Below are 12,449 nucleotides of genomic sequence, written 5' to 3'. Positions count from 1 at the left end.
GCTATACAATCATCAATATTACGCATATTATGTTCTTAATGTCTTCTAACTTGTATGATAAGAATGAGCCTTTCTAAAACAGAAATAGTACAACAATATGTAGTGAAATTAATCTTTACTAATGACTTAGTTTGTGGGGACTCTTTAATGGGAGAAAACTACCTTGCAAAGGAATTAGATGTATCAAGAACCTCTGTAAGAGCGGCATTACAGAATTTATCAAGTAAAGGAATCATAACCATAATACCGAAAAGTGGCAGTGTGGTTAACTCTCCAGAAGAGTGGAATTGGCTGGATAATGATGTTCTTAATTGGGTTGCAGAATTTCAGGTAAATGATGAAATTATTGGTCATTTAATGGCTACAAGATTAGTTTTTGAACCAAATATAGCCTCTCTTGCAGCAATAAATGCAACAGGAAAAGATCTTGCTCTTATAGAGGAAGCTTATGATTTAATGGTAAAAGGTGTGAAGTTAAAAGATCAGGAAATGATGACCAAAGGTGATATTCGTTTTCACCACTCATTACTTTTAGCAACACATAATCCATTTTTAATCGCAATGGGAGATGCTCTTACTACTGCTATGACAGTCTCGTTCAAGCAAACTTGTGATAACGATTTGACTTTAAGTAAGCCTGCATTGGATGAACACTTTAGAGTGATGGATGCTGTTCGTATGAGAGAACCAGAAATCGCTCGTAATGAAATGAAGATGATTGTTGTTAATGCTATAAATAAGGTTACCAATGTTGCAAATAAATACATTAAGTATATTAATTAATCAATTTTAGACGGTGATCACGGTATCACTGTTTTTTTATCACTAGTATTCTTGTCATACAAGTTGTTATTGTTTGTCTGACTTGGAGGTCTGGTGGAAAATAATTGGGTAGCGATAGATTGGGGGACAACCAATTTCCGTGCATTTTTAATGAATGGGCAAGGGGAATGTCTTTCACGTGTAGAAGAATCAAAAGGATTATTGAGTGTTAAGAAAGGTGACTTTCCTGACACTCTTGAAGGGTTAATTGGTCATTGGTTAACGGCTTGTCCAACTCTTCCGATTTTGATGGCTGGCATGGTTGGCTCAAAACAAGGTTGGAAAGAAGCACAATACATCAAAACGCCAGCAAGTATTTCTGAGTTTATAGGAAATACGGTTACTGTTTTTAATGGGCAGGCTAACATTATTGCTGGTGTGAGTTGTTCTCATAATTCGGTAGGAATGCCTGATGTCATGAGAGGAGAAGAGGTACAGTTGATTGGTTTGTCAGATATTATTAATAAGTCGACATTCTTTTCTATTCTACCTGGTACTCATAGTAAACATGTTTACTGGAAAAATGGTCTGTTAGAGCGTTTTTCTACCGTGATGACAGGAGAGCTGTTCTCTCTTTTAAAGCACCATTCCATTTTAGGTAAAGACTTACCTATTCAAAATAATTCTCAACATGTCTTTTTAGATGGCGTTTGTTTAGGACGTCAACATCCGCTAAATCAAATCTTATTCAGTGTTCGAACAAGACGCTTATTCGATCAAATTGATGAAAACAATATTGAATCCTATTTATCCGGTTTATTAATTGGCCATGAATTAAGTCAATTATCGATAACAGAACCGTGTTTTGTTGTTGGTAACTCTTTATTGACTGAGCGTTATGTTCAAGCACTGAACCATCTTGGTTTTGATGCTCAACAAGTCAGTGGAGATGAGTGCTTTTTGGCTGGTATGAATCATTTATATCAATCATTTAAAGGAGAAAATAAGAGTAATGGCTAACTTAAAAGCAAATCCATTTTTTCAATCATTACCTCTTGTCGCTATTTTACGCGGTATTTTGCCAAGTGAAATTTTACCTGCAGCCAAGATACTGATTGAAGAGGGATATCGGTTTATTGAAGTTCCTCTTAATAGTCCTGACGCATTAATGAGTATTAAGTTACTTGTGGATGAATATGGTGATGAAGCTATCGTAGGAGCTGGTACAGTAACCGATCAACAAAAATTGATTGACGTATTAGAGACTGGAGCAAAATTAATTGTCACACCAAATATGAATCCAGATGTAATTAGTATTGCATCTAAGCGGGGTTGTATTGTTATGCCAGGGGTTCAAACAACAACAGAAGCATTTACTGCATTATCTTGTGGTGCTTCTGCATTGAAGTTTTTTCCTGCTGAAGTGATTGGAGCAAAAGGAATAAAAGCAATGAAGTCAGTGCTGCCAGAAGGAACGGTTTGCCTTCCTGTTGGTGGTGTGGCTGCAAATAAAGAAAGTATGCAAGAGTATTTAGATGTTGGGGCTGATGGATTTGGTCTTGGGTCTGGATTATATCAAAAAGGTATGTCACTAGAAGAGCTAAAAAGCCGTAGTCATGCCTATAAAAAAGCTTGGTTAGGCACACAAAAATAAAACAATTTACTCTCCCTACAAAGGAATAAATTATGAAACTGAACAAACTTTTTACGCTATGTGCTGTGTCGATGATTGCTGTTTCATCCTATGCAAATGCTGCTAAAACAATGAGAATCGGGATTGGGGTTCCTGAATCACACTTCGAATACGCTGCAATGAAGAAATTTGAAGAGCACGTTGAACAAGCAACAAATAATAGTATCGATGTGAAGGTTTTTGCTAATAATCAGTTAGGAAATGACCAAGAAGCTCTCGAAGCTATTAAGCAAAATATTGTACAAATGAACCTTCCATCTCCAGCTGTACTAGCAAATATCGTCAAGGATTTTAATATTTTATCTTTGCCTTTTATTTTTCCTACAGAAGATATTGCTAATCAAGTTGTTGATGGTGAATGGGGACAGAAATTAGCTTCTAAATTAGAAAGAGCTGGTTATGTTGGTTTAGGGTATGGGAACTTTGGTTTTCGACATGTAACGAATAACACTCGTCCTATTGCTACGGCAAAAGATTTTGATGGGCTAAAATTAAGAACCATGCAGAACAAAGCACACTTAGATTCATTCCGTGCTTTAGGTGCAAACCCAACGCCAATGGCTTTTTCTGAGCTATTTTCATCACTTCAACAAGGAGTGGTAGATGGCCAAGAAAATCCATATACCAATATCTATTCACAGCGTTTGTATGAAGTACAAAAATACGTATCGAATACTGGTCATGTTTATAGTTGGGTTGTGTTTGTTGTCGGTAAGCGATTCTACAATGGTTTATCTGAAGAAGAACAAACGGCATTAAATGATGCAGCGAAAGTCGCTATAGATCATATGCGAACTTCAGTACGTGAACAAGATAAGCAATCATTACAAAGTATGATTGATGCAGGGCTGGTTTACACTGAGATCTCCCCAGAAGAAAAAGCAAAAATGCGTGAAATCGTAGCGCCTGTTGTTCAGCAGTTTGCCGATGATATTAATCCTGAATTATATCGTGAGCTAACAGCAACTGTGGATTCCCTTCAATAAACATGGAAATAGAGCTCCTTTTTTATATAGGAGCTCTGACTGTTTTAGGTTTGTATTATGAAAAATAAAATTAATTATTTTATGAATAATATTGAAGAATACGTCAGTATATTACTGTTCTCTTCTCTTATTATTCTCTGTTTTTTGCAAATATTATTTCGTTTTGTTTTTAACTTTTCGTTGTCGTGGACAGAAGAATTATCTCGATATGTTTTTATTGCACTTGTTTATATTTCGGCAAGTTTAGCGGTTATTCGAGGTGCACATGTTCGTGTTGAGGTGATTGATAATTATATCAAAGGAGCAAACAAGCGAATTTTAGACACTATTATCGATCTATCTTTTGCAATCTTTATGATTTATATCGGTTATTACGGTATTGAAATTACCATTGAAACTCTTGATGTTGAGCAAACAACGCCTGCTCTTGGTTGGAGTTCTGGCTGGGTATACGCCGTTGTTCCTTTTTCATTTTATTTAATATCACTGCGCTTAATTCAGCGTGCTTATTTACGATTAACGAATAAATTAGATGAACCAAATATATCAGTGGGGTGTGACTAATGGCTACTTTCGGAATCGCGATGTTGGCTTTTGTGGTCTTACTTTTTGTTGGTATGCCTATTGCCATTAGTATTGGTATGACAACGGCTTTTGCTCTATTTTTAAGTGATATCCCTGTTTCATTTATCGCTCAACTTTCATTTTCAGCATTAGATTCGTTTACCTATCTTGCAATACCTATGTTTATTATGGCCGGTTTTGTTATGGAAACGGGCGGATTATCTCGTCGCATTGTTAACTTTGCTTCAAGTCTTGTTGGGCGTACTGCTGGCGGCTTAGGTATTGTTACTGTTGTGGCGTGTATGTTTTTTGCCGCTATTTCTGGTTCATCTCCTGCAACGGTTGCTGCCATTGGTTCTATGATGGTGCCATCGATGATAGAAAAAGGTTATAACCGTCATTTTGCAGGTGCATTAACTGCATCCGCAGGCTCGCTTGGTATTCTTATCCCACCGTCAATTCCAATGATTATTTATGCGGTTACAGCTGAAATATCGATTGGTGATATGTTTTTGGCTGGGTTTATTCCTGGTGCGATGATAGGTACTGGACTTATCTTGGTTGTGTATTGGATCTCTAAACGTCGTGGGTATAAAGGGCAGGATGAAGACTTTAGCTTACAGCAAGTGAAGACCACATTAAAAGAAGCAAAGTGGGCACTACTAACACCTATTATTATTCTTGGTGGTATCTATTCAGGTATTTTTACCGCAACAGAAGCCGCTTGTATTACGGTGATTTATACCTTAATTATTAGTTTGTTCGTTCATAAGGAAATGAAATTTAGTGATTTACGCCCAGTGATCGTTAAAGCTGCACTGACGACGGGTTGTGTAATCATCATATTAGGCTTTGCCACGGCATTTGCTCGTTATTTAACGATCAGCCAAATACCACAAATGATAGGCGAGCTTATTCTGTCATACACTAATAACGCGACACTTATCTTAATGATTTTTGTTGTGCTTATTATGTTTACTGGCCTATTTATCGAAACAGCTGCTCAAATACTTATTTATACCCCACTATTTTTACCTATCTTGGTTCAACTTGGAGTGAGTCCATATCATTTCGGTATCATTTTAATTGTTGGTACTGAATTAGGGCTTATTACTCCGCCTGTTGGGGTTAATCTCTTTGTGGCAAAAGGCATAACAGGATCATCAATGGTTCAGTTAAGTCGAGCAATCGTACCATTCTTATTAAGTATGTTATTGGTTCAATTCTCCCTCGTTTTACTTCCTGAAGTTATTACGTTTCTACCTAATCTGTTTGGTTAATTGGTGATGATATGAAAATTGTAAGTTATGAAACATTCATTGTTCCACCTCGTTGGGGCTTTATCAAAATAGTCACTGATGAAGGCATTGTCGGATGGGGTGAACCAAGCTTAGAAGGACGAACGCACACAGTACATACTTGTGTTGATGAAATGATGGAGTACCTAATAGGGAAAGATCCTAGGGATATTGAATTACATTGGAACTATCTTCACCGTTCGTCATTTTATCGTGGTGGCCCTGTATTCATGAGTGCATTAGCTGGTATTGATCAGGCTTTATGGGACATAAAAGGAAAGGCATTGGGTGTTCCTGCTTATCAACTCCTTGGTGGAAAGTGTCGAGATAAAATTCGTACTTATTCATGGATTGGGGGAGATCGTCCAGACGATGTGGTGCGAATGGCTAAAGAAAAGCAAGATGAGGGATTTACTGCGATAAAAATGAATGCCACAGAAGAGCTTAATTATATTGATGATTACAGCAAAATAGATGCTCTGTTAACTCGAGTGCAATCTATTCGAGATGCGGTTGGATCTGATATGGGAATTGGCATTGATTTTCATGGACGAGTGCATAAAGCGATGGCAAAAATTCTTATGCGGGAACTTGAGCCAATGCACCCAATGTTTGTGGAAGAGATTGTTTTGCCTGAACATTTAGATGCGATTCATGAAATAGCACAGTATGGAGCAATCCCAATTGCAACGGGTGAACGTTTGCACTCACGTTGGGATTTTAAAACACTTCTTGAGCGTGGTGGTATTGATATTATTCAGCCTGATGTATGCCATTGCGGTGGTATTACTGAGATGAAAAAAATTGCGAGTATGGCAGAAACTTATGATGTTGCTCTTGCTCCTCATTGCCCTCTAGGGCCTGTTGCGCTGGCTTCATCTGTTCATGTAGATACGTGTTCTCAAAATGCGATTATTCAGGAACAGAGTATTGGGATTCATTATAACAAAGGTAATGATGTTCTTGATTATATTGATAATAAAGACGCTTTTTCTTTTGAAGAGGGCTATTGCTTAAATTTAGAAGGGGATGGTTTAGGTGTTGAGATTAACGAAGCATTTATGCGAGAGCAGGGCAAGATTAATCCACGCTGGCGTAACCCTCATTGGACAAATAAAGACGGTTCATTTGCGGAGTGGTAATCATGAGTAATTGTAATTCTTGTAATCAATGTGGCACACCGCATTTTAATGATATTTTGAAAGAAGATAATGGTGCACTAAAACGCGCCTTATATAAATCAATGGGGCATTCAGATGAAGGGTTGCGTAAACCCATCATTGCCGTTGTAAACAGTTATACCAATGCCACGGCAGGTCACGCTAATTTAGATAAGGTTGGTGCAGAAGTTATTAAAGGAATTGAAGAGGCCGGTGGAACAGCCATGACTTTTGGCACTATTGCTCCATGTGATGGTATTGCTGAAGGTCATATAGGAATGCGCTACATTTTAGCTGCTCGTGAGGTGATTACCGCATCAATTGAAGTGATGGTAAGAGCTCATAATTTTGATGCAATGGTACTTCTTGGTTCATGTGATAAAATCGTTCCAGCAATGTTGATGGCTGCTGCACGTTTAGATATACCAGCAATTATGGTTAATGGTGGACCAATGTATCCTGCAGAATATAAAGGTAAGCATTGGGATGGAAATATTGTCACTGAAGCTATTGGATGGAAAGAGCAGGGTCAGATTGATGAAGAAGAATTTCGTCATATCGAGGATATTGCAGAACCTACCGTCGGATCATGCACCATGTATGGAACGGCTAATACAATGTCATGTTTGGCTGAAAGCTTAGGGATGACATTACCACAAACCTCAACAATCCCTGCAATCGCAACAGAACGACTCAATGTCGGTTATTTAAGTGGTAAACGTATTGTTGATATGGCATACGATGGAGTTAATGCTCGTCAAATCATCAACAAAAAATCAATTCATAATGCCATTTGCTGTTTATTAGCAACGGGTGGGTCGACTAATGCCATTTTACATCTACAAGCACTTCATTATGAAGCTGGATTAGGTGAACTCGCATTAGATGAGTTTGATAAATTAAGCAAAACCATTCCATTAGTTGCCTCTATTTATCCAGCATCTGAATACGACATGATTGATTTTCATGAAGCGGGAGGAATGGCTGCGGTAGAAAAAGAAATAGCTTCTCTGCTTCACTTAGATGCGATGACAGTTGTAGGAACAAAGGCGGAATCTCTTTCTCAAATTACAGAAACAACTCGTCGTGAAATTATTAAACCTTTGTCATCTCCATTTTTAAAAGAAGCTGGTGTTGGTGTTTTAAAAGGGAACTTATCTCCTTTAGGTGCCGTGATTAAGCCTGCTGCTGTTCCTGCAGATATGTTTACTTTTAAAGGAAAAGCCGTGGTCTTTGATTCTGAGATAAGTGCCATCGAAGCCATTATGGATAAAAAGATTCAAAAAGGTTCAGTATTAGTTATTCGATATGAAGGCGTAAAAGGTGGTCCAGGCTTACCTGAGATGTATAAGCCAATGAAATTGTTAGAAGGTATGGGACTAGCCAATGAATGCGCTCTGATTACTGATGGCCGTTTCTCTGGCTCGAATAGAGGATTATTTGTTGGTCATATCTCGCCCGAGGCCGAAGAGGGTGGCATTATCGGTTTGGTTGAAGATGGCGATACAGTTACGTTTGATTTGGATAATCGAGAGCTTACCTTAGAGGTATCTGAAGAAGAACTTGATAGACGCAGACAATATTGGGCTCCAATCAATAAACAAACACCAAGCGGTTTTATGGACTTATATCGTGAACGAGTAGGAACTTCTGCCACAGGAGCTATTTTACGATGATAAATGCAAAAGACATCTATGGGGTAAATCCTATTATTGCTATGCCATTTTTAAGTAATGGTGAAGTGGATTTTATTAGTTTTATTAAATTATTGGACCATTTAAAACAGACACAATGCCATGGACTCACTCTTTTTGGTATTGCGAGTGAATTTTATAAATTAGGTCAAAATGAGAAACAAATATTAGCAACAGAGTTTATTGGTAGTTTAAAAGACAGTGATATCTATAGCTGTATTTCTGTAACCGAACACTCTACAGAGCTCGCTGTAAAAGCGGCAAGAGAATATCAGAACAAAGGGGTAGACTCTCTGATGTTATTGCCCCCATTCTTTTTAAAACCGAGTAATAAGCAAATTATTGAGCACATTCGAGCGGTATTAAGTGCTGTAACTGTTCCGGTATTAGTGCAATACGCACCTGCTGAAACAGGTTTACCTATCGAACCGAGTGAAATGACCGCATTAGCAAAAGAGTTCCCTCATGCGGTATTTAAAATTGAATGCAACCCGCCAGTTGAATATACAAAAGAGCTATTATCGCTTTGTCCTGAAGCGATTGTTATGAACGGTTATGCTGGGTTGTTCATGCTAGATATGTTGAGTATCGGTGGTAAAGGCGTGATGCCGGGATGTTCGTTTACTGAGGTATATGTTCAAATATACCAACATTGGATAAGTGGAAATCGTAGTCGAGCGAAAGAGTTACATAATACATTGTTCGAATACATTACTGAGTGGATGGGACATTGTGAATATATTATTGCTATTGAGAAGCGGATTTTGCAGAAGCGCGGCATTATCAGTTCCGATTATAATCGAAAGCCTGACTACCAATTAAATGAACGTGATGAAGAAAGGATAGAACAATTTCTTAGTGAATTTAAATTGAGTTATAAATAATGTTACATAGCCTTTATCTAGATAGTTAAAGGCTATTTTATTTGTTTCAGCTCTTTGAATGGATTGCCTTGGCAGGCTAAACACCGTAACATTCCGTTTGTTTCGAAACTTGTAAAATAGCTCGTTTTAGATGCACGATTAAAAAAGAATCAATATAGCCCAGTAAGAGTATGTAATTATGAACAACGATGCAGACATCATCACAAACCTAGAAGATCTAGAAACGTTTTTAATCTCAATTGAAAATGGTGGTTTTGGCTTAACAAATGTTGCCGGTATTGCATTAGCAACAAGCAATAAAGATGGTCGCCGTTTTGTTGCCGTATTGGATGATAAGCACCAGCTTTTATTGTCTCGTTGGGTAACAGAGGAAGTGTTTCAAACGGGTCAAGATTTAGTGCGTAACGGTCCAAGCCGAACAACACATTAATTATTGTTCTAAGTTCTATTGTTTCTAACTAGGAAAACTGATTTATAAAGTAATGGTTAGGAACAATAGAAAGTAATGATTGTGCATATGAAGAAAACAAACACCATTGCTTCAATCAGCCACTCTGTGTCATCCCAACCTAATAGTTTTATCTCTGCTTTCGTTAGTTTGATTTCTAAGTCTTCAAAATCGTCATTTAAATCGCACATAGCCATTCCTTTTTATGTCTGAAATTTAAAGTGATCTTATCGTTCCTTTTAGTTTAGAAAAATTGAATAATTTAAAACCAGTGTTTAATTAAATTAAATAAATGGAAAAGAAGATAAGGGGCGCCACTCCCTTTTTATCTACTGTTTATTTGATTGTATCCTTTCGATTCATGTGCTTAGCGATAAAGTAAGGAGGAATTAAAAAGATTAAAAAATAGATGGATTCATGGATGAATATGGATGCTATTTTCTCTTCATGGTTTAAGTAAGCAAATAAAGCCGATATATCCAAAAGGATATAGAGTGTTGCTAATACACTTGAAATGATGAAAGCCAAGCCGAGAATATCTCTTTGATAAGCTTTTGATATCGTCATTTTTATTCCTTCAAAAATGTTAGGTACAAAATAACTTACGCCTAATCATCCGGTGATTTTTTGCGCTATATCAATAATTATTTTTTGTGCGTGGAAAGTAAGATTTACTATTTGATAATTAAAGAAAAATTGGATTATTGCTGTTAATTACGTTCTTTTATAGTGCTAATTAATTGGCAATAATTAACACTTAAGTAACTATTTTTATACAACCTCTTGATAAGAAAGAGAAATTTTGAGAATTATAAGTCAAAAGTCTGGTTTCATAATATGAAAGTGGTAGCATGATCTGGTGTGTTATTTAAGGAATAGAAAAATGGTTACCACCACTCCAGCGCGTTTTAAAGTTAAAGTGAACACAAGCAAAGGAAGCTCTTATTGGACACTTAGTGGTTCTACAACCATTTTTGAAGATGCTGTTGTTTTTACTATGGAATCCATGCCTGATTTCTTTCGACAGTCGCTTAATCAGGATTCTATTGAATTACTACCAATTGAGTAAAAGAGAATAAAATGCAATTTGCAGTGCATGAATATAAAGGACAACGATAAATTAACGTTGTCCTTTTTATTTAATAACTATAAATAGTCACGTATATAGATGATTTATCTGCAATGGTGCGTTATTTTTAATTTATATGAGTGCAAATAACAATATTGTTAGTTATTAATAAATAATTTTAAGGGGTAGTTCTCATTCTGTTAAATGGAAAAAGTTGACACTTAAGTTTGGGACTTATGCATCAAATGGTGAAAGCTTCAGATGATATAAAGGCAAAAATACACCCACAAAAAGTAGGTGTTAATAATGTCATTATAATTCTGGAGTAGTAGTATGCAAGACAATAATGCACGATTTCCCACGATAGCTAAGGTTTTGATCCTCAGACAATTTTTATGGGGTGCCGCTTTTTATGGTGCCTTTGTACTTCTCACTAAATTTTTTCTCGATGATCTTAATTATAGCGAAGCTGATACCATAATGATGATGGGGGCCTTTGGTGCCGTTGGCCCTGTATTCTCTGCCGTTGGTGGTTTTTTAGCAGATAAGTTTATAGGTGCATTTCGTGCTGTATACATAGGTTATGCCACTTATTTAGCCGGTTTTTTATTACTAGGTATTGGTGCGAGTCACCTTAATGTGCCTATGAGTATTCTGGCTATTGCCTTAATTGGTTTTGCTCGTGGATTATCAGCAACATGCCCAACGGTTCTTTTTGGGAATTCATATTCAGAGACGAACCGCGAGGCTTTTCAACAAGGTCTTACCGTAAATTATTCAATTAACAACCTTGGTTCTTTTTCTGCTAAATACCTTTTTCCTTTTTTAATTGCTTATCTAGCTTACCAAGGCGTATTTTTTGTATCTGCTATTTTAATGGCGCTAAATTTACTTATGTTTTATAAGTTCCGTAAAGAGCTAGTGAGTGTTGGTAATGATTTAGATAAAACGCCATTACCACTAAAAACTTGGGTTCTGTTTTTTGCTGGTTCAGCAGCTATGCTCGGCCTAATATTTTGGATATTTTCAAACCTTGAAACGGGTAAATATATTCTTTATACCTTGGGTTTTGGTGCTATTGGTTACTTTATTTTTGAAATCACAAGAGCGACACGTGCTTTTCAATATAAAATGGTGGCAGTGCTGATCACCGTTTGTATCCTTATTGTGTTCTATTTCTTCTATGGCCAAATGTTTACTTCGATGAATATGTACGCCATTAATCTAATGGACGACACTTTACTTGGTTTTATTCCAATTCACCCTGAATCGAATATGGCATTTAACCCTCTATGGTGTTTTGTGCTTGGTGGGCCAATGATTCAACTTTATGCATGGTTAGATCGTAAAGGATATTCGCCAACAATTCCGACCAAAATTGCGGGTGCATTCATGCTAAGTACCATTGCCTTTGGGTTATTAGGGCTTTCTGCTGGCTCAATTGGTGAGAATGGTAAAATATCAGCAGATTGGATATTACTGGTTCACTTTTTCCAATCTGGCGCTGAGCTTATTGTTGGGGCTTTGGGGGCTGGATTTATTTTTGAAATGGTGCCTCGTTACCTTGCTGCGTTTTCAATCGGTTTACGTGCGGTTGCTATTTCATTAAGTGGTATTTTAGCTGCGGTAATTGCAACGAAAATCGCGTTACCAAAAGACATCGTATTTACACCAGAAGTAGTGGAGACGGTGTATACCAGTTACTTTTATATGCTAGCGCAAGTGGCTGCCTTCATGACAATTTTAACCCTAGGGTTATCTAAAGTGATTCAAAGATTAATTGCTCGTGGTGAAGCGCTAGAAGCGGAAGAAAAAGTAGAGGCGATAGTGAAACCAGAAGTGATTTAATGAATATCACTTTCTAATTTTGATAAAAGAAAAGGGCTAGTAT

The 12,449-nt window shown here is 37.0% G+C and carries 14 protein-coding genes; 12 read left to right on the top strand and 2 right to left on the bottom strand.

Features of this window, described 5'->3' with window-relative positions:
- The first annotated feature begins 63 nt into the window (after nucleotides 1–63).
- The 10 genes from GNP81_RS03315 to GNP81_RS03270 all read left to right on the top strand — a co-directional run bounded on the left by GNP81_RS03315 (nucleotide 64) and on the right by GNP81_RS03270 (nucleotide 9,471).
- On the top strand, nucleotides 64–783 hold the full coding sequence (locus GNP81_RS03315) for a FadR/GntR family transcriptional regulator (protein ID WP_155674189.1): 720 nt from the start codon (nucleotides 64–66) through the stop codon (nucleotides 781–783).
- A 93-nt stretch (nucleotides 784–876) separates the two neighbouring features.
- A complete protein-coding gene (locus GNP81_RS03310; RefSeq protein WP_336495459.1) occupies nucleotides 877–1,782 on the top strand; it encodes a 2-dehydro-3-deoxygalactonokinase in 906 nt (301 codons plus the stop codon).
- Complete coding sequence (locus GNP81_RS03305) at nucleotides 1,775–2,416, top strand: 2-dehydro-3-deoxy-6-phosphogalactonate aldolase (protein WP_005421707.1); 642 nt, start codon at nucleotides 1,775–1,777, stop codon at nucleotides 2,414–2,416. The genes GNP81_RS03310 and GNP81_RS03305 overlap by 8 nt, the downstream gene beginning before the upstream one ends.
- Before the next feature lie 32 nt (nucleotides 2,417–2,448).
- The gene (locus GNP81_RS03300; RefSeq protein WP_012535649.1) at nucleotides 2,449–3,441 is read left to right on the top strand and encodes a TRAP transporter substrate-binding protein; all 993 of its coding nucleotides are present in this window, start codon (nucleotides 2,449–2,451) and stop codon (nucleotides 3,439–3,441) included.
- Nucleotides 3,442–3,498: 57 nt separating this feature from the next.
- A complete protein-coding gene (locus GNP81_RS03295; protein ID WP_155670209.1) occupies nucleotides 3,499–4,005 on the top strand; it encodes a TRAP transporter small permease in 507 nt (168 codons plus the stop codon).
- Nucleotides 4,005–5,285: a TRAP transporter large permease gene (locus GNP81_RS03290; RefSeq protein WP_017019957.1), complete on the top strand. Its 1,281-nt coding sequence runs from the start codon at nucleotides 4,005–4,007 to the stop codon at nucleotides 5,283–5,285. Before GNP81_RS03295 ends, GNP81_RS03290 begins: the two co-directional genes overlap by 1 nt.
- 11 nt (nucleotides 5,286–5,296) lie before the next feature.
- Entirely contained in the window at nucleotides 5,297–6,445 is a 1,149-nt protein-coding gene (dgoD, locus tag GNP81_RS03285; RefSeq protein WP_155670211.1) for a galactonate dehydratase, read from the top strand.
- A 2-nt stretch (nucleotides 6,446–6,447) separates the two neighbouring features.
- On the top strand, nucleotides 6,448–8,139 hold the full coding sequence (gene ilvD / locus GNP81_RS03280) for a dihydroxy-acid dehydratase (protein WP_155670212.1): 1,692 nt from the start codon (nucleotides 6,448–6,450) through the stop codon (nucleotides 8,137–8,139).
- Entirely contained in the window at nucleotides 8,136–9,041 is a 906-nt protein-coding gene (locus GNP81_RS03275) for a dihydrodipicolinate synthase family protein (protein ID WP_155674188.1), read from the top strand. The genes ilvD and GNP81_RS03275 overlap by 4 nt, the downstream gene beginning before the upstream one ends.
- A gap of 178 nt (nucleotides 9,042–9,219) precedes the next feature.
- Nucleotides 9,220–9,471: a hypothetical protein gene (locus tag GNP81_RS03270; protein ID WP_005421716.1), complete on the top strand. Its 252-nt coding sequence runs from the start codon at nucleotides 9,220–9,222 to the stop codon at nucleotides 9,469–9,471.
- A gap of 56 nt (nucleotides 9,472–9,527) precedes the next feature.
- Here GNP81_RS03270 and GNP81_RS03265 read toward each other — a convergent pair whose 3' ends face one another.
- Together GNP81_RS03265 and GNP81_RS03260 are read right to left on the bottom strand one after the other, a co-directional pair.
- A complete protein-coding gene (locus tag GNP81_RS03265; RefSeq protein WP_155656287.1) occupies nucleotides 9,528–9,680 on the bottom strand; it encodes a hypothetical protein in 153 nt (50 codons plus the stop codon).
- Between the two features lie 145 nt (nucleotides 9,681–9,825).
- Entirely contained in the window at nucleotides 9,826–10,056 is a 231-nt protein-coding gene (locus GNP81_RS03260) for a D-fructose-6-phosphate amidotransferase (RefSeq protein ID WP_155674187.1), read from the bottom strand.
- A gap of 316 nt (nucleotides 10,057–10,372) precedes the next feature.
- Between GNP81_RS03260 and GNP81_RS03255 the strand changes: the two genes are divergently transcribed.
- Entirely contained in the window at nucleotides 10,373–10,558 is a 186-nt protein-coding gene (locus GNP81_RS03255; RefSeq protein ID WP_155674186.1) for a hypothetical protein, read from the top strand.
- 333 nt (nucleotides 10,559–10,891) lie between these two features.
- Nucleotides 10,892–12,406, top strand: a complete 1,515-nt coding sequence (locus GNP81_RS03250) for a peptide MFS transporter (RefSeq protein ID WP_155674185.1) — start codon at nucleotides 10,892–10,894, stop codon at nucleotides 12,404–12,406.
- Nucleotides 12,407–12,449: the final 43 nt, after the last annotated feature.

This window comes from Aliivibrio fischeri, from assembly GCF_009727955.1.
GTDB classification, from domain to species: Bacteria; Pseudomonadota; Gammaproteobacteria; order Enterobacterales; family Vibrionaceae; genus Aliivibrio; species Aliivibrio fischeri_A.
The sequence above is the reverse complement of the archived record's forward strand: the minus strand, read 5'-3'. Positions and strand labels throughout refer to the sequence as shown.